Origin of the sequence: Paenibacillus sp. V4I5 (assembly GCF_030817255.1) — a bacterium.
Lineage (GTDB): Bacteria > Bacillota > Bacilli > Paenibacillales > NBRC-103111 > Paenibacillus_E.
Genome location: NZ_JAUSZB010000002.1, coordinates 7,392,131 through 7,411,044, shown reverse-complemented (window position 1 = coordinate 7,411,044; position 18,914 = coordinate 7,392,131). Strand labels below are relative to the sequence as shown.

Here is an 18,914-nt window from a genome sequence, read left to right as displayed (position 1 = left end):
GGCATTTATATGTTTGAGCATCATCGAACTTATCAAAGGATGTACAAAGAAGGCGGGTTAACGCTTGGTCTCCATATTCCATTAGAAAACTTTCAATCGAAAACACCTACGATGGCTAATTAGGTCGAGCTTGCTCAAGCTGCTGAAGGATATGGATTTACAACTCTCTGGCTCCGAGACGTTATTTTGGAAGATCCCTAGTTTGGGGATCCGGCTGTCGGTCAAATTTATGATAGTCTAATTTTCGGTACACACCTGCTTAGTCAGACAAAACAAATTGCGGTCGGAACATCTGCGCTGGTACTTCCGCTTCGCCATCCACTCAGGATGGCGAAAGAGGTTGCTACCATCGAAGCCCTCTTTCCCGAAAGGCTCATCATGGGAATTTCATCCGGAGATAGACGAGCAGATTTCAAAGGGCTTGTCGTAGATCATGCTAGCCGCGGCAGCCAGTTCCGTGAAGCCTACTAGAAAAGGCACTTTATGAACACTATCCTAGAATTGACTCCAGTTATGGTCATATTGAGCAAGCGACACTCGTGCCAAAACTGAAGAATAGAATTCCCACCATGATAACTGGCTTTGCACAGCAAGTGCTCGATTGGCTTGGACAGAACGGCGATGGATGGATGTACTATCCACAAGGGCCTATGCGGCAGCTAGAAGCCATAACGGTGTGGCGTGAGTCTGCTGCTCGCCAAAACCATACGGAGTTTCGTCCATTCTCTATGCCTATGCATCTCGATTTAGCGGAAGATCCAGATGAAGAAGCAACACCCATTCGGCTTGGTTTTCGAATAGGTAGGAATAAACTAATCGAATTAATTGAAGTTTACAAAACGATTGGTGTTAATCATCTCTTCTTCGCTCTCTTTGACAGCGATCGACCAGCTGGCGAGGTCATACATGAGCTTGGAGAATACGTGCTTCGCACTTCCCACCGCATCCAAACAGTCTTTGAAATCATAAGTCTAATCAAATAAACAGAAACCGGGTGGGCATTGTTTTTCACCCCATATTAGGAGGATAATCAAATGAAACACTTACAAGATACAATTCAATTAAACCATGATAAAGCTTTTCCTTGGCTAGGTCTAGGCGTCTTTCAGGTAGAGGATGGCGATACCGTCATTGCAGCGGTTGAAGAAGCCATTGTCGTTGGTTACCGTCATATTGATACGGCAGCTATTTATCAGAACGAAGAAGGGGTTGGAGAAGGTATCAGGCGTGGCTTGAATCGCACCGGCCTTCAACGTCAAGACTTGTTTATCACCTCGAAATTATGGAATGCAGACCAAGGTTACGATAGCGCTATAGCAGCTTATGAGAAAAGCTTAAAAAACCTAGGTTTAGAATCCCTTGATTTATACCTGATACACTGGCCTGTTGAAAATAAATATCTAGAAAGCTGGAGAGCGCTCGAGTTTCTGTATCAGGAAGGGCGTGTTGGAGCTATCGGCGTAAGCAACTTTAACATCCACCACCTTGAAAACCTGCTTAAAGATGCAACTGTGAAACCGGCTATTAATCAAGTAGAGCGTCATCCGCGACTTGTTCAGAATGAACTTAAATCTTTTTTAGATAAAAATGGGATACAAGCCGTCGCTTGGGCACCTCTGATGCAGGGAGAGATCCTGCATGAACCCGTCATCCAAGCCATCGCAGATCGCGCGGGAAAATCAGTTGCCCAAATCGTACTGCGTTGGCAGCTGCAAAGCGGCTGGGCAACGATTCCGAAATCTATTCAAGCTAAACGCATTCAGTCCAATGCAGAAATCTTTGATTTCTCCTTAAATGATACCGATATGGCCGCTATTTCTGCACTTGATCAGCATCGCCGTGTGGGTCCAGATCCTGATAATTTTGATTTTTAAGTTAAGATTAGATTTAACAAACGAGGCTGTCCCAAAAGTCATACTTAGGGACAGCCTCTTAAGGCCTATTGACCTTCTGGCACATTCGAAAATCGGTATTCAGAACGAAATTCGTATTTCCATTGGATTATTCCAATGAAATTAACAATCAGACTGCGAAATTCACAAATTGGGAGCTGAATTTCCCAAATATGGCTTTGGGGACAGCCACAATACCTTTTAATGCACGAAAATAACCAGAATTTGCCCGAGGGAACGTCGATGCGTTATTTGGACGAAAAACACCCGAATTCATGATCAAGAGGAACGACGATGCGTTATTTCGCTGTTTTTGTTACAAGCCCTATTGTATTTAGATGTTCTATAAATCCAATTAGATATTTGATAATTATTCATAAAAATATTTATACAAAAAAGCATAAAAAACCCCCTCCGGTAAACAGTGTTTAGTCCATGAAATCATGAAATAATGAACTCTTTTCTCACTGTATACTGTAAGGGGATAATACGATTAGCATGCCTTTATGCTTATTCAATCTCTACTATTTTCGGCGAACCAAGACAGCCTTTCTCTTAAATGAACGACGTCACCAACCAGTATGATAGCCGGGTTGGGCATATCTTGTTCCTGTAGCGTTTTCTCCAAATTATTTAACGAACTTATTATTGTCCTTTGATCCTCAGTTGTCCCCCAAGATACAACTGCAACCGGCGTCTCAGGGTTCCTTCCATAGTGAATAAGCTGGTTACACAAATAAGTGATATTTCCCATTCCCATATAAAATGCAATAGTATCAATGCCGGTAGCAAGCGCCTTCCACTTTTCAGGTGATATGGTGTCGTCTTGACACAAATGCCCGGTTACCATGGCAAACGTTGAAGCCACTTTACGATGTGTAACAGGTATGCCTGCATAAGCGGGCGCAGCGATTCCCGCAGTAATCCCAGGTATGATTTCAAATGCTATTCCGTGCTCAACTAATTTCTCCGCTTCTTCTCCGACACGTCCGAAAACACAAGGATCTCCACCTTTTAGACGAGTAACTATCTTTCCTTCAAGAGCTTTTAAGACAATGATTTCATTGATTTGCTCTTGCTGAATCGGGTGATGGTTCGGCTGCTTTCCACAATAAATGAACTCCGCATCTTTACGGGCATGATTTAATAGTTCCGGATTGGCAAGGCGATCATACACGATCACATCAGAAGATTGAATACATTTTAAACCTTTGACAGTAATTAAATCGGGATCTCCCGGCCCAGCTCCAACAAAAAATACTTTGCCTTTATTATTTTCCATTTATTTGTCACCTCAATAACAAAAGTTATTCCAATGCAGCTGACTCCAGCCATTCCATTTCCTACTAAAACAATTTTTTCTTCATCGTGATTCACTCTCACATTACATTTAATGTTATGTAATTGTTAGAATAATCAATTATTCGGCCTTCCTGAATAATACACGTCATATTATCTTACATACGAATATTAATTACTAATGTACATCAAGACTTCGTATTTATCAACAATAATTTGTAATCCCCTTAGGTTTAACACAAGAATACGTATATTAATCGAACTATTTATTTGTTTTTCCGTCCGATCGTTCGGGTTATATTCCAATTTTATGGACGTTTCATGTAATCATCCGAATAATCACGTTATATTTAATTACATACATTTAACGATACATCTCCCAAAACAAAGAGGTTGTCCCCTCAGTCTCTGAAGACTAATGGGAACAACCTCTTTATTGCATTATTGAGCCATATTCCATTCTATCCTATCCTTTAATTTGTTTCCCCTGTCCTTTAATCAACATAACAAGAAAAAGAATGGCCGGTATGACTCCAATGAATATCTTATTTAACATAAACTGCTCCCCGACGATTTTCCCAATCTCCAGATGCAACTGCCAGCTTGACGGGAGAAGGGAAGTTATATAAATAATGACTCCAACAGGAAGCGCAAACCTTCGATAGTCTGTTTGAAACAGCTGAGATAGCCCAAGTACGGCAGCCAAAAACCATAATGTCGCTTTGATAAATATCCCCGCATAAAAAAGCAAGATAACAAGTGCGTCAAAACGCTCGAATACTTCGGCGATCTGAATCAACTGAACAGCTTGTAATAAAGGTACAGTACTAATGTTAAGTAGTTGCGGACCCAGAACGATCAGATTCATTATGTTCGAGAAAAGGATAACCAGCCCGGATACAAAAAAAGATCGAACCGACGTTTTAGCCAACTCTTTCTTCTCGTTTAAATAACGCCAGAACATGAGAAAAATCATCATTTGGCCAAATGGAAACCAGACAGTGCTAGATATACTTTCTTTTAAAACTGGTTGAATGCCATTTTCCAAAATCGGAAGAAGATAATCAAAATGAACAACACCCGATACAAGTTGCATGATAAGCAAAATTAAATAAAAAGTCAGCACCCCAACTACGATAAATTCAGCCAACCGAAAGAAGACCTCTATTCCCTTGTATATTGCATAGATCGACAAAGTTATCATAATCAGCATGATAAGGGAAATTGGACCTCGCGGAAGAATGGTCAAGAGGGTAAGATCCCCAAAGTCTCGCACATTTCGCATGGCTTCGTAAGAAAACATCAGGACATAAAGTAATAAGACAAACTTCCCCACAAATGAACCGAAATATTGAATCAAAAGCTGACTCAAATTTTTTTCAGGTTCCCTTCGTTGGATTATCAAAAAAAGAAAAAGCAGCATGAATCCTAGCAGCATGCTAGTAATGACCACCAACCAGGCGTCTTGACCAGCTTTGATTCCTAATTCAAATAAAGGTGTACTTCCTATTTGAAATAGGATAATCATCGCACCCAATTGATATTTGCTGATCCGCTCCATACGAAGCCCCTTTTCTCATTCTTTTTTACCGGATATTTTGGAAAAAGAATCATCAATCATTCCAGTTCGTCGGATCGTTACATGAACTTTAACGTCCATTCTGATTTCTGCGAACTCATTCTCCCAGTTCTTGCTTAGCTTTTTCCAGTCCTGTGGGTAAGATTTGTGGAATGCGTCCCCGAAGCCCAATGTGTCTGTTTTCATTTTTTTCAGAGCTTGAAAGGAATTTTCTGCATCAATTATTATTTGCTCCTGGATATGTTTTTCCAGTTTTCTCAAGGTTTTCGACTGTTTCAGATCCAGATTACATGCCGTTTCAATCAAGTTTCCCTTGGCTTCAATTTCTACAGACATGAACAAATTACCATTCGAAATGTTTGGTTTTAATTTTGCGTGGGATTTTTCTACTAAAAAGGAGGATAGCTGTTCGCTTCGGCTCTCCCCTTCACAAGAAAATACGATGGTTGTTCTTTGTAATTGATTCGTTATCCAGGGAATGCCGAGACTTTCTTTCCGACTTAACCAGCCTGCTAATTTATCCTGCTTAAATACCCCGACTCTATCCAATTTTAATACGGCGGATTTACGAGTTTCTTTCAGTGCTTCTAAAGAGGTTTGTGCCTCTTGCTCACCCATGATTTTGATTTCCGGTAATGTAGCGCTAGCGGAAGGATTGGTCATTGTGGAAATTAAATTAATTAACTTGGACTGAACTAAGTTGGTTTGTTTGTTTCCCTCTCCACTGATCAAATTGGAAATCGCGTTTCCGGGAATGTTTTCTAATGGCGTAAGGATTTCTAACACTTTCTTCGCGTCTCCGTTTGTAATGAGAACATCCGTAGTTTCCCTTGATTCGTAACTTCTCAAGTAAGCGTCCAATATTTGGTTGACTCCATATTTAGCAACACGTTGACTAATAATAATAACACGAGTATGAGAAAAAAAGAGCTGGCGAGGTGTCTCTAAATCACTCTTTTGAATCGCCTCCAGTAGGGTCTTTCCTTTCGATGAAAAGACGATAACCGGAGCTTGGGAACCGCCACCACCGGATTTACTCTGGGTTGACTTCGGTATGATGATTTGAAAGGTCAATACCCATTGATTGCTTTCATCTAAATCAAAGGCGATTGCGCTGATGATCCCCAATTTGTTTAGTTCGATATGGTTCGAACAACCACTATTAACTAATAACATATTGATGATCAACAGTAGGTTTATCCCTCGTTTCATGTCCTAATCCCCTTTTGATGTCCATTTTCCTGTTGTATGAATGCTAGACGATTACTTTTCCTTTTCCTTGTCGGAAGGTTTAGGATGTGCGTTTACGTTTTGGCGCACATAATTATTCTTAGCGAAAAGACGCGGTCTGGTGACCATCATCCACCAAGGCACTCTTACAACAGTATCTTTTAAGTTACTTGGCACAAAAGGTGCTATTGGTGTCATGTAAGGAACTCCGAAAGAGCGTAGAGACAACATGTGGATCAAGAGAAAAAAGAGCCCCGACATAATCCCGAACAAACCTAGTGCCGCGGCAAGAATCATTAATATGAACCGAATCAATCGAGCAGCAATCGAGATGTTAAACGCCGGTACGACGAAGCTGGAGATCGCCGTAAAGGCTACCACGATCACCATAGCTGCCGATACAAGACCTGCTTCAACTGCGGCCTGTCCCAGAACAAGAGCTCCAACGATGGAAATTGCGGAACCGATGGCTCTAGGCATTCGAACCCCCGCTTCCCTTAACACCTCAAATGTGATTTCCATCAATAATGCTTCGAAGAATGCTGGAAAAGGAATTCCTTCCCTTTGTGCAGCAAGACTGATCAAAAGGGTCGTGGGTATCATTTCTTGATGAAAAGTCGTAATTGCAATATATAAGGAAGGCAGAATCATCGAAATGGTAAACGCAAAGAAGCGCAAAAGACGCAAAAACGAAGAGATATCGAATCTCTGGTAATAGTCCTCGCTGGCAATAAAGAACTTGAGAAAGGTAATAGGCAGCACAAGAGCAAATGGTGTTCCATCCATCAAAACGGCAACCTGTCCCTCCAAGATGGAGGCCGCAACTGTGTCAGGACGTTCCGTGTTTATGAGGGTGGGAAATGGAGTAAAGGTTTGGTCTTGAATAAATTCTTCCAAATAGCCACTTTCCAATATGCTGTCTATATCAATACGATCCAGCCTTTGAAGCACTTCGTTCACAACTAAATCATTGGCCGTCCCTTTAAGATACATAACACTAACGTCCGTTTGTGTCACCCGTCCTATTTTTCGATCGATCTTCCATAGATTCGGACTTTTGATTCTACGCCGGAGCAACGCAATATTCGTGCTTATATTCTCGGTGAATCCATCTTTGGGTCCGCGAATAACAGATTGAGACGAGGGCTCCTCTACGCCTCTTTGCATCCATTTGGCAGAACTTGCAGTAATGCCTTGATTCCAGCCCTCTGCGAGAATAATGGTATCTCCACTGTATAAAGCCGACATGAAGTCATCAATGTTACTCACTGTATTTGTAGAACTAACAGTAAGAATCTGATCTTTAATCACCGTCAAAGAATCGGATACTGTCCTTTGCCCAGCTATGTTAACTTCTGCATCGGTCATGATCGGATTCATGATGTTATCGTTAATGATCGTGGTATCTGTTAAACCATTAATATAAACAATAGCCATAGGTAAACTATTGGCCCCTTGAAACGTACGAATGGAAATATCTGAACTGTTACCAGTTAACTCAGAAATTTTCTTGATATTTTGCTGAAGGCTATTTGAAAGTGTATCGGTTTGTTTGATGTTTGCTTGAGAGTCTTGTTGCGCGCCCTCATTATATTTCCGGGCAAAACGCTGCAGAAATTTGTTCATCGATAGCATCCACCTAGTTCTAACATGTAATAACTTTCATTTTCGCCTTGCCTTTCAAGAGTTATACTCTTGAATGCTTCTTAAACGCAAACAAACCTAATCATTTCAGCCGCTGCTGAACTAATTAGGTTTACGAGTGAATATACCCAGGTGCCTTAGAATCTCCCGCTACGTATGTTATTCATTTTTGTCCATACACTAAAATTATTCTCCCATATCTAATTCTCACAGATCGTTATGATCCCGCTCCTTTAGCGCTGTACAGCTGTTTGAATTCAGATGGTGTCATGCCTGTATGTTTTTTAAACAGTTCACTGAAATGCGGCCTGTCTTCGTATCCGAGTGCTTGGGCGATTTCTTGAACTTGTTTTCCTTCAACCAGCATAATCTTGGCCTGCTCCATCCGCTCTGTTGTCACAAACTGTACAACGGTCATACCCGTTACCTTCTTGAACAAATTGGCAAAATAACTGCCGCTCAAATAAACCAGCTTGGCATAATCATTAACCGTCATATTAGAGGCTACATTTTGACGAATGTGCTCAATAACTTGTTCCACGACCTGGTTCGTATCTTCCACATGACGTTTCTGAATCAACTCACAACCCAACCTGCACAGTTCCTTGATGTTTCCTTGGAGCTCCTTCAACTTATAGGATGAAAGATTTTTGATGTACAAAAAATGACGTTCGATCTGTTTCATTTCTTCAAGAGTCAGTTTCTCCGAGAAAACTCGATTGATCAGAAAAGCCAGCTCATCACAGAACCCCTTAACCGCCTCGGGAGCTGGAGGCACGGATACAGTAATTGTTTCCTCGAATAGCTCATCCACAATGGCATTTGCTTTATGCAAGTTTCCAGACCGCAGGCAATAAAAAAGTTCTTTTTCTTTTTCTGGAGAGTAGCGCGGTGCTGTCTGGTGGACCGGACTCACATTTCGATAACTGTACACCGTGTTGCCGCCCGTATAAAAACTATAAGAAAGGGCAGCAAGCGCCTGCGAGTAAGAGTACGAAATTTGATGTATCGCCTTTACTTCTTCCCCAAGACCTAGGGATATGGTATATCTGGAATACTTTTCAACATTTTCACGGCACTGCTCCGAAATGGCTTCCACGCTAAGGGTATCCGGCGGATTGAATATGATTACAAACCGATTCGTGTTGTCACGGAACACAAATCCTTTGGTGAATCGCCTTAAACTTTCTTCCAAAATGTTTTGCACGGTAAACCGTATCAGCTCTACCTCTTGCACAGGCAGAGTCGCGGTTTGTTCAGCGAATTGATCGATTTCCGTAAGCATTACAACAAAGCGCTCCCGTTCCAATCCGATGTTCAAGAAATCCCACCGTCTGGCCGCTTGTTCGGGGGTCGTTCGGAATTGCAGCAGTAGTTGAAAATATTCCTGCCTTAAATACGGCAAGCTTTCCCGCAGCTTTCTTTCCATCTCATGATAGCGCTGCGTTTCCCCCATTTCCTCTTCAATCGACTTTTTTGCTTTTAAGACTACTTCTATAATTTTTTGCGGCGTATACGGTTTGACAATATAATCGAATGCACCAAGCTGAACAGCCTGCTGCGCATACTCAAATTCGGTATAGCCGCTTAAAAAAACAATTTTCGTACGTGGAAACATTTCCAATACCTGCTTGGTCATCTCCAAACCGTTTATTTTCGGCATCCGAATATCGGTCAGTACGATGTGGGGCTCCGTTTCGCGGATGAGTTCAATCCCTTTCTCACCGTTGCTAGCTGTTCCTACAATGCGAATGCCATGAGTCTCCCAATTTATTTGGTTCGAGATCCCTTGCACAACGGTCTTGATATCATCAATTACGCACATCCTAAGTTCTGTCGTCATCGTTATATCCCTCACCTGCTAGTGGTATTGTTAGTGTGACCGAGGTAGATATATTCGGTTCGCTGTTCAAGTCGATATCCGCTTCATTACCGTAATGCAGCCGCAATCGTCCATAAACGTTACGGAGGGCATAGCTTTTTTTGAAGGATTGTTCAATCCGCATGTCAGCCTTGACGGTTTGAACGTCCATGCCAGCACCATTATCCTCAACACGTAACCGCAGACTATCGTTCAGACATGTAATGGAAATTCGGATTATTCCCATTCCCTCCATTTCTTGAAAGCCGTGCAGAATGGAGTTTTCCACCAAGGGCTGCAAGATAATTTTCAATATCGGTTTCTCCAGCAGCGAATCATCCTCAAGCTCAATCGTGTAATCAAACAGACCTTCATAGCATTTTTGCTGAAGATTTAAATACTGCCTAACATGATCAATTTCCTTGGCCAGTGTCGTCATCTCGTTTCCACCGTTAAGACCTAGCTGGAACAGTAGCGACAGCGAGGTGATCATCTCCGTGACATCTTGGTTTTGAGACGCTTCCGACTTCCATATGATCGTATTTAATGTGTTATACAAAAAATGCGGATCGATCTGCGCCTGCAGCGCTTTGACCTCCATTTTACGTTTCTCATACTCTGCTTCCTTGACGTCCTCAATGAGCGAAGAGATTTCTTCCAGCATACGGTTAAACTTTAATCCGACCTGTGTAACCTCATCCTCGTATTTGCTGGTAAACCGTACATCAAGGTTATTTTGCTCAACCCTCTTCATCAGCCCCTGCAGTTTGTGCAAAGGCTTCAGTAATAAGCTCGAAATGACATTGGACAAGACGAACGCCAATATAACGCAGCACAACATGATCCATAATGTGGTCGTTTTGATGCGGTTCACCTGACGAAGCAAATCCGACTGTGTCTGAGTGCTGACCATCGTCCAATTGTCCACCATGGTTAGCCTTGAATAATTAACTAAATAAGGGTCCCCCCCCATGTTGTATTTAAAAAATCCTCGGTCTTGTCCCTGCAGCAGCTTCATGAAAGCTGGGTCTCTTTGAAATGAAGATGTCTGGATACTAAGCGGCAGCACGGCTTCACCGCTCCTCGATATAAGAAAATAGTTATCGGCACGATCGAATAAGTCGTCGGTGACGACTTTGTGAATCGCATCTTCCTTAACATTGACTACAACATAAACATCTTGCACATTAACTTCTGTGATCGGCTTCATAATCAAGGAAATGACTCTCTGATTTCCTGAAAAAAGCTGATCCACGTGATCTTCCACCCATATAACACGCTCGGGGCTATCCAGATATCGCGAAAAAATCGTCTCCTTGAATCGTGTCTGGCTATTACGAAGATCGGTTGTAGCATACAGTTCACCTACAGGTGTATAGATCAAGACGGATTGGATAGAAGGCTCGATCAGTTTCATTTGCCCAAGAGGCGTTTGCATGGAAGACAGCCTTGTATAATAGGATCCCGAACGATTCGAGTACACGTCATCCATAGCCAACTTGAACGAATCACTGAGCATCATGGTTGAGGTTGTCACAATGATGTGCCGAAGCTTTTCATCCAGCACGCGCGCGGATTTGTTCAGCGTATTCTGACTGGAAATAAACGCCTCCTGCTCCGTCGATCGAAAGGCAATCCAATAGGACATCATACCCGTTAGCGCTATGGATAAAACAGTCAGAATCAGAAACGAAATCCACAACCGGCGGCGGAGCGAAAGCCGGTAATACCATTTTTTCAAGCTGCCCCCACCCTTTCTAAAGAGAAGAGACGCGCTGCTTTGGCTGCGCGCCTTCCGTATTTGAACTTACTTTGCAAGACTGCCTTGCAGTTTATTTGGATCGAAGTTCGGATTCGCTTTCGTCTTCGTATCGCCAGCAGCTCTTGCTTTCTCCAGGCCCGAGTTGTAGCGTGCTGTCAAGTCATTCAGCATTTTGTCTACATCTCCGCCTTCCATCATATATTTGAGGACAGCGTTACCCAACTTATTTCCTTCCACCTTTGCCTCCGTTACGGAAACAGGAGTTGGAGCGTACAGCGCGTCGAATTTGCTTGGCAAGAAGCCTTCGATCCCCGGAATGGATGGTTTTTTCGCGGCGGCGTTAACATCTGGCACAATCGAGATTCCAAACCCTTTCTCATGGTATTCCTTCTGGAAATTCAGATTATAGATATACTCCAAGAACTTCCAAGCTTTATCTTTATTTTTCGTGTTTTTGCTGATGCCAATGTAGTTGCCGGCAATGACGGATACAGTTCCCTGTTGACTGCCATCAATGGTAGGGGGCAATGCCGCGCTCCAGTTAACCTTAGTCGGGAATTGATTTTGGTACACACCCGGCTCGCCGGAGTGGTTAAAATACATGCCGATTTTCCCAGCGGCGAACTGCGCACGCAGTGGATCGATGTCAAGAGATTCAACGCCCGGCAGCATGCTGCCGTCCTGCTTCATCTGGCGAAGCGCCTCGGTGATAGGCTTATACACCGAGAAATCGAACTGGCCTGTTTTATAATTGTAGCCATCCACCACGGAAGTTCCACTGAGCGATCCGATCGGATTGGCAATCCTGCCAAAGGCGGAGCCGGGATTTTTAAAGTTTTCAGCGAAGCCAAATGCTCCGATATCTTTGCCGGCTTCTGTAATTTTCTTGGCATCCTCTACTAATTCTTTTACCGTTTTTGGAGGTTCTTTGATTCCGGCTTTTTGGAAGAGATCGACGTTATAAATCAATCTCCAATATTGCCCTGTATGCGGCAGCGAATAAATGTTACCATCCACCGTATTCAGTTCTTCCACTAGCAATTTATCATACCGCTTCTTCATCTCGTCGGTCATCATGTCGTTAATCGGTTGCAAATAACCTTTCTTCACAAAGCCAAGAAAATCGTTTGTCCGTAAGATATCGGGCGCTTGGTTGCTCGCAAAGGCGATATCGACCGACTGATTATAATTATCGGCAAGTACCGTCATTTCTACTTCAATGTTATCCTTATTCGTTTCGTTAAATTTTTTGATTACATCTTTCATGTAATCGGCATCATGACGGTCAACAGTCCAGTAAGACAGCTTCGTCTTCGCTCCTCCTGTTGCAGCGGAAGTGGAAGTAGCCGTAGCTGTACTCTTCGGCTGATCCGTTTGTCCACCGCAAGCCGCAAGTGAAGCGACCATCGTAACGCCAATCAGTGTGCTTAGCACCATTTTTTTCTTCATGTAGTAAAACCCTCCTAATTTAGTTTACCTTAAGACTTGCTTTATAACAAAAATGTAACTGCTTTCATCATAATTCCTCAACACTTGGAACCGTGAAGGACAAATCAACTTTTGATGGGGGAAAAAAACACTTTCCTGGTTTCCGCTTTTTCCCGTTATCCTTTTACACTTCCTGCCGTCACCTGTATGAATGACTTATTCGCCAAAACGTACACAACAAGGATCGGTAGGAAGGAAAGACACGCACCCGCCATCATAAGGTGCGACTCCGCAGCTGCGCCGATCCCGTAACGTAAATTGGCCAGACCCACCGTCAGCGTTTGCAGTTTCGGATTCGTCATAGTGAACACCAAGGGCAAGATGTATTCGTTCCAAGCGCCACGGAACGTGAACAAGGCAGTAACACCAAGAGCGGGACTCAGCAGCGGAAGAATAATTCGCCAGTAAACCGTATAGAAATTGCATCCATCGATGTATGCGGCCTCGTCCAGATCTTTGGGAATCGCCTTAAAAAAGCCGATCAGCATAAAGTAAACCGTGGCATGCGCGCTAATCAAGATGATGATGACACCCCAGAGCGATTTATTCAGGCCAAGTTTGACCATGAGATCGAACTGCGGCCTCAATACTACTGCACCAATAGAAATGAACATCGTACTGGCTTGCAGGATTACGTACAATCGTTTGCCAGGAAATCTCGTCCGATCGACAGCATAAGCGGACATAGAGGCGATGAGCAGCGTACCGATCGTCACAATTGTGCTGATAAAGAGACTGTTCCACGTAAACCGGGCAAAATTCGCCTGCTTCCAAGCCGTTGCATAATTGGAGAACTTCCAGACAGAGGGCAACAAGGTTGCTCCCGTTGTCAACTCTGCATTCGTTTTAAATGAACCCAAAATCGCCATAACGATTGGAAATAGCGTAAAGAAGGCTATGGCCAGCAAAAATATCCATTTCAAGGTTTTTCCGGTGAAATGTCCGCTTCGGATAACGCCTGATTTCGTACTTGTATGCATCATGTAGTCAGTCCCCCTTTATTAATCCCGATTAAGCCGTTTGGACATATAGAAATAAACAATCGTAATCAGCCCGACAATCAAAGCCGTTACAAACCCCGCTGCGCTGCCGTAGCCGATTTGTTGGACAGTCGCAGTAGAAGCGGATACCGGGAAAAACAATTTATACACGTAAAGGTACATGACATCTGTTTTGCCGAACGGTCCACCCTCGGTCAGGACCATAATGCTTTCATAACCTTTCAGCGCAGTGATAATGGCCAACATGACGATCATTTGCAGAACAGGACCCAGCATTGGAATCGTAATGCTCCAAAATTTTTGCGCCGCATTCGCTCCATCGATCGATGCGCTCTCATACAGATCATCGGGAATACCTTGCAGCCCAGCGATAAAAAGCAGCATATAGTTGCCGATCGCACCCCAGATAGCCGTAATAATCACCGTCAGCATAGCGTAATTCGGTCCCAGCCAATCAACCGCTTTGGAGATCACCCCGTACTTGATCAAAAATTGATTGAGCAATCCATTATACGAATTAAAAATGGTGAAAAACACGATCGACATTACCGATGTACTAATAATGGTCGGCATAAAATAGATAGCACGCAGAAACACTTTGCCTTTCAGCCCCCGATTTAAAATGACGGCAAGTAAAAGTGAAATCGGCAGGACAATGATAATTTTTCCGCTCGCATAAATGAACGTGTTATACACAGAGTGCCAAAATTCCTGATCGCGCAGTAATCTCGAAAAATTATCGAGTCCAATAAATTTTTTTTGGCCGAACCCCTGATAATCATAAAACATATAGCGAAGCGCCCATACAATCGGATAGATCCCTAGCGCCAAAGTCAAAAATAGACTAGGAAAAATGAATACATAGGAATTGAAAAGAGAAAGCCTTTTTCGCATCATACATCTGCTCCTTTAGGTTATTGTACTCCAAGCATAGTACAACCTCGTTAAGGTACGAGAGCGGCAATTCAACTGTATCCATAGGACAAATCAACTGTTTTTAAATCATGCAATATGGGTATCCATGATCTCCTGCAAACGGGAACAAGCCGCAAAGCTATCTCTGCGGCTTGTTTCCAAGAATATCAAACTATTTCAACAGCTGAATGATAAACGTTCTGATTTCGTATGGATTCAGCTGAACATCAATCAACGATTCGTACTGCCTATCACCAAGAGGCCTTTCGAGCAGGTCGCATTCCTGCCAGGACTTGACCCGCGCATCACTCGAAATTTGCGTTTGGCCGCTAATGCCGGCAAACTCGTGAATGCGTAAAATAATCGTGTCATGATCCTCCGCTTTTTTTACCGCATCAATCATAACATGCTTGCTGGATAGACGGAACAAGCTGAATGAGTCTTCGGCAGGCTTGCCGGGCACAAATGATAGTGGATTGTTCAGCGACCAAGCGGACTGCACCGTTCCTCCGTCATACCAGTCGCTAGCATGCGGGAAGAGCGAATACGTAAATTCATGCTCTCCTTGATCGGCCGTCGGGTCTGGAACCATAGCGGACTTGATCAGGGTAAGACGCATCACATGGTCTTTTACATCATAACCGTATTTACAATCGTTCAAGAGACTGACGCCATATCCGCGTTCGGACAAATCAGCCCACTGATGGCCAACCGTCTCAAACCTGGCATAGTCCCAGCTTGTATTCCAATGGGTCGGACGCTTCACGTTACCAAATTGAATATCGTAAGTCGCCTCCGTTGCCCGGATTCGCAGCGGAAAGGCTACTTTCAGCAGTTTGCGCTGTTCATTCCAATTAACGTGGGTCTGGAAATCGATTCTGCGACTGTACGCATAGAGCACCATATCCTGCACCACGGTTGAATCCATATAGGACCACTCGAAACGGACTACCACAGCCAAAGGACCACTGTCCGTCACTTCGACCCGGGTCAGAATATCAACTTCCTGCTTTTTCTCCGTGTAAAAGATGTCAATGTCCCACGCTTCGTGCCGGCCTTTCGGCTTATCTTCGAACACTTCGAAACGATTCCCTGTTTCGCCTGCGGCGAGTATTTCCCGGCGCTCAATTCGATCGTAAAGACGGACAATCTGACCCAAGTCATTCCATTCTATTTCATAAAAAGGCGTTATAAATCCATGATCCAACTTTATGAATTTATTCTCTGCTATAGCCTGTACATGCTGATCGACCCGCTCCTTACGATGGATGACAGCGAATCCCATCGGAGAGATTTTCTCTACGTTTACCCACCAGTTTCCACCTACAAGCTGAGCCTCCAGTGGCCGATCCGAAGCATCAAACCACCCTACTCCGGCTTCCTCCGTTTGTTCTTCGGCCATGCAAACAAGATCTGTTCTCTCCCACGGAGAACCGTTAAACACCATCACTTCGCTTCCCTTTTCCCTACCCGCTGTCAAAAGCAAAGCTGACTGATCCCACACCTTTTGACCTATAGTTAACGCCTCTTCGTATTCGGCTTTGCTGTCCTCATACACCTCGCGAATCGACGATCCAGGGATAATGTCGTGGAATTGGTTGCGCAAAATAATTTTCCAGCCTTCGTGCAGGGCTAGGGAAGTTTCGGCCACCGCCGCATGACCAGTAGCATTCAATATACAACTCATGGCCTGCACCCATTCGGTTTCTCGATACAGCAGCTCCAGCTTGCGATTCATCCGCTTGTTGTAAGCCTGACTCGTATAAGTACCGCGGTGAAGCTCCAAATACAATTCACCGTCCCACGTGTGCACATATGAATTGGTGTTGCTGACGCTCATCTGCAATTCGTTAAAATACTCGTCAGCACGCCCCGTCTTCACATGAGGAATGCCTGGAATATCATCCAGCCTGCGTCGCATCTCTAGCATTTCACGATTGACACCTCCGCCGCCGTCGCCGAACCCATATGCAAGCAGCAAATTCGTATTGAGTGTCTTATCGCGGTAGCTTTCCCAAATCCCCTGTACCGATGAGGGCGTCACTTTCCCGTTGTACGTATAATAAAAGGCCCCTTCGCTCGATCCGGGATCCGGCGTCGTAATAAAATGGGTCAGTACTTCCGTCCCGTCAATGCCCCGCCATTTAAAAGTGTCATGAGGCATCCGGTTATATTGGTTCCAGCTGATTTTGGTTGTCATAAACGATTCGATGCCAGATTTGCGTAAAATTTGCGGCAGCGCCCAGCTGTAGCCAAACACATCAGGCAGCCATAAATACTTGCATTCCACACCGAATTCCTCACGAAAAAATCGGGTTCCATACAACAGCTGCCGCACCAGAGATTCCCCAGAGGCCAAATTGCAATCCGCCTCCAGCCACATCGCTCCACCGGCTTCCCAGCGACCTTCCTTGATGCGTTCCTTGATACGCTCGTAAATTTGCGGATAATCAGACTTGATATATTCATAAAGCTGCGGCTGCGTTTGCAAAAAGATATACTCCGGATACTGCTCCATCAAACGCAGTACGGTTGAAAACGATCTCGCTGCCTTTTCCCTCGTATGCTTCAGCTGCCACAACCAAGCCACATCTATATGCGTATGTCCGATACACTGTACCACAACCGAGTGAAGCTTGGACATCGACGACAATGTCTGCCGGAGTTGTTCACGTGCCTTTTCAACGGAGTTGTAAAAGCCTTCACTCCCAGGCCTCGACCAGTCGAGTATTAAGAAAGCCTGATCCAGCATAGAAAGCAGTTGATGCCGCTCCGGACGATTTTCGTCTAGTATACGGACCGTTTCCAGCAGTGCTTTGGCTGTATAATACATATCGTCGCATGCTTCATCCAGCCAGCACACAGAAGCTAACTCCATTCTGCTTTCCATCACGCGGTGGCTCTCATATCCCCCTAGCCCTGACCACAAGCGGAAGCGTAGCTGAGCGGTTTGACCGATCACAGCTTCAGGCATAAAAACTTCCTCATGATTCGAGTCTACTCCTTGATACGGCTCTCCGTTCAGAAATAGCAGCGATTCGAATCCGCTGTTCGTTCCACCTCCAGTTTGTCCGAGGCAGAACCGGCCAAGTACTTTTCTTCCTTCCCACTCAGCGGGAATCATCACATCTGCAGCCAGCCAGTAGTATACATCGCGGCCATTCCATCGGTCACCTATACGTATATCCGTCCACTCGCCTTCTTCCGACGGATACGCTCCAATTGCGCCATCCTCATCCCGTTTGATTCGAAACTTATCTATGCGCCGTTCATCACGATAGCGGTACGACTCCAACTCATTTAAACGTGCTTGTAATTTCTCCACGGTCCAAAACATCGAATTTCTCCTCCTTATTCTTACTAGTATGTCTATTGTAATGGATGCAAAACTCCTTATGTGATAGGTAATCTGATGATACTGAGGGGGTAAAATCATTACATATATTCTTATTGGACCCACGATAGACGAAATAGGGAAAAACAAAAGACTGCCATCAGGCAGCCCTTTTGTTTTTAAGCTCTAATGAGGTTTTGTATTCACTTCTAAAATCCATACGTTTCCATGCTTGTCGATGCCAAAATCGTAACCGAGCATACCAATGCCTGGATAGCGGGATTCAAGCAGCATCGTGCATGTTCGGGCCACTCCGCACATCGTGTCAATTTTGGATTTGACTAGCGAAGCAGGGAAAGTCCGCCGCAGCGCATGAGCACCTTTAAGTAAAGTGCCGCCACGGCAGATGTTTGTGACGAACAGCCCTGGGCGAGCCAATCGGCCGACAACAGCTCGGATGACCCAAGACCGACCTGCTTTTTTCAGTTTGACGCGATAATCTAGAGGCCTTCCATCAATTGTAGCTAAGTCAATGCCCTGCTGCAGCATGAACGGGCGGTTATTACGAATTTGGTTTAACGCTGAAAATAACTCAGTCCAAGTGCGAAATGTTCTTTTCGTCCCGCAGTGGTGCAGCAAATACCCTTTACCCGTTTTTGTTATTTTGACTACACTGCTTCCCCCGGTTCCAATGATCGGCTTTGCCACAACAAAAACATATTGTCTCAGCATGGCCTGCAGGTTCAAAGCGCTGAAGCGGCGCATGTTCGGAATATGCTTGGCAACGCCGGCATGCCCCAACAAAACGGAGAACTTCGACCATTTATTAGCAACCAAACGCATCAGAGATTCCTCCTTCCGTACAAGGCTTCCTCTATGCTAGAGTATTCCTCTTCCGTCAGAAGGGAT

The 18,914-nt window shown here is 44.2% G+C and carries 12 protein-coding genes and 1 pseudogene; 2 read left to right on the top strand and 11 right to left on the bottom strand.

Going from position 1 to position 18,914, the window contains the following annotated elements; all coding sequences use genetic code 11:
- The first annotated feature begins 3 nt into the window (after positions 1-3).
- A pseudogene (locus tag QFZ78_RS35265) lies at positions 4-961 on the top strand (TIGR03571 family LLM class oxidoreductase).
- A gap of 73 nt (positions 962-1,034) precedes the next feature.
- Positions 1,035-1,874 carry an aldo/keto reductase gene (locus QFZ78_RS35260; protein ID WP_307554330.1) on the top strand — a complete coding sequence of 280 codons (840 nt, stop codon included), beginning with the start codon at positions 1,035-1,037 and terminating at the stop codon, positions 1,872-1,874.
- Between the two features lie 532 nt (positions 1,875-2,406).
- Here the strand turns inward: QFZ78_RS35260 and cobA are convergent.
- From cobA to QFZ78_RS35205, 11 genes are all read right to left on the bottom strand, one after another.
- Complete coding sequence (gene cobA / locus QFZ78_RS35255; protein ID WP_307554328.1) at positions 2,407-3,174, bottom strand: uroporphyrinogen-III C-methyltransferase; 768 nt, start codon at positions 3,172-3,174, stop codon at positions 2,407-2,409.
- 483 nt (positions 3,175-3,657) lie between these two features.
- Positions 3,658-4,752, bottom strand: coding sequence for a GerAB/ArcD/ProY family transporter (locus QFZ78_RS35250; RefSeq protein WP_307554326.1), 1,095 nt, complete (start codon positions 4,750-4,752; stop codon positions 3,658-3,660).
- A 15-nt stretch (positions 4,753-4,767) separates the two neighbouring features.
- Positions 4,768-5,958 (bottom strand): Ger(x)C family spore germination protein, encoded by a 1,191-nt coding sequence (locus QFZ78_RS35245; RefSeq protein ID WP_307554324.1) that lies wholly within the window; start codon positions 5,956-5,958, stop codon positions 4,768-4,770.
- A 75-nt stretch (positions 5,959-6,033) separates the two neighbouring features.
- Positions 6,034-7,635, bottom strand: a complete 1,602-nt coding sequence (locus QFZ78_RS35240) for a spore germination protein (protein WP_483874728.1) — start codon at positions 7,633-7,635, stop codon at positions 6,034-6,036.
- A 226-nt stretch (positions 7,636-7,861) separates the two neighbouring features.
- Positions 7,862-9,487 carry a response regulator gene (locus QFZ78_RS35235; RefSeq protein WP_307554321.1) on the bottom strand — a complete coding sequence of 542 codons (1,626 nt, stop codon included), beginning with the start codon at positions 9,485-9,487 and terminating at the stop codon, positions 7,862-7,864.
- On the bottom strand, positions 9,471-11,246 hold the full coding sequence (locus QFZ78_RS35230; protein WP_307554320.1) for a sensor histidine kinase: 1,776 nt from the start codon (positions 11,244-11,246) through the stop codon (positions 9,471-9,473). The genes QFZ78_RS35235 and QFZ78_RS35230 overlap by 17 nt, the downstream gene beginning before the upstream one ends.
- Before the next feature lie 66 nt (positions 11,247-11,312).
- On the bottom strand, positions 11,313-12,716 hold the full coding sequence (locus tag QFZ78_RS35225; protein WP_307554318.1) for an ABC transporter substrate-binding protein: 1,404 nt from the start codon (positions 12,714-12,716) through the stop codon (positions 11,313-11,315).
- Between the two features lie 155 nt (positions 12,717-12,871).
- Positions 12,872-13,735, bottom strand: a complete 864-nt coding sequence (locus tag QFZ78_RS35220; RefSeq protein ID WP_373460425.1) for a carbohydrate ABC transporter permease — start codon at positions 13,733-13,735, stop codon at positions 12,872-12,874.
- A 21-nt stretch (positions 13,736-13,756) separates the two neighbouring features.
- Positions 13,757-14,650 carry a carbohydrate ABC transporter permease gene (locus QFZ78_RS35215; protein ID WP_307556060.1) on the bottom strand — a complete coding sequence of 298 codons (894 nt, stop codon included), beginning with the start codon at positions 14,648-14,650 and terminating at the stop codon, positions 13,757-13,759.
- Positions 14,651-14,843: 193 nt separating this feature from the next.
- Positions 14,844-18,008: an alpha-mannosidase gene (locus QFZ78_RS35210; RefSeq protein WP_307554315.1), complete on the bottom strand. Its 3,165-nt coding sequence runs from the start codon at positions 18,006-18,008 to the stop codon at positions 14,844-14,846.
- Between the two features lie 183 nt (positions 18,009-18,191).
- A complete protein-coding gene (locus QFZ78_RS35205; protein WP_307554313.1) occupies positions 18,192-18,848 on the bottom strand; it encodes a YheC/YheD family protein in 657 nt (218 codons plus the stop codon).
- Positions 18,849-18,914 lie beyond the last annotated feature (66 nt).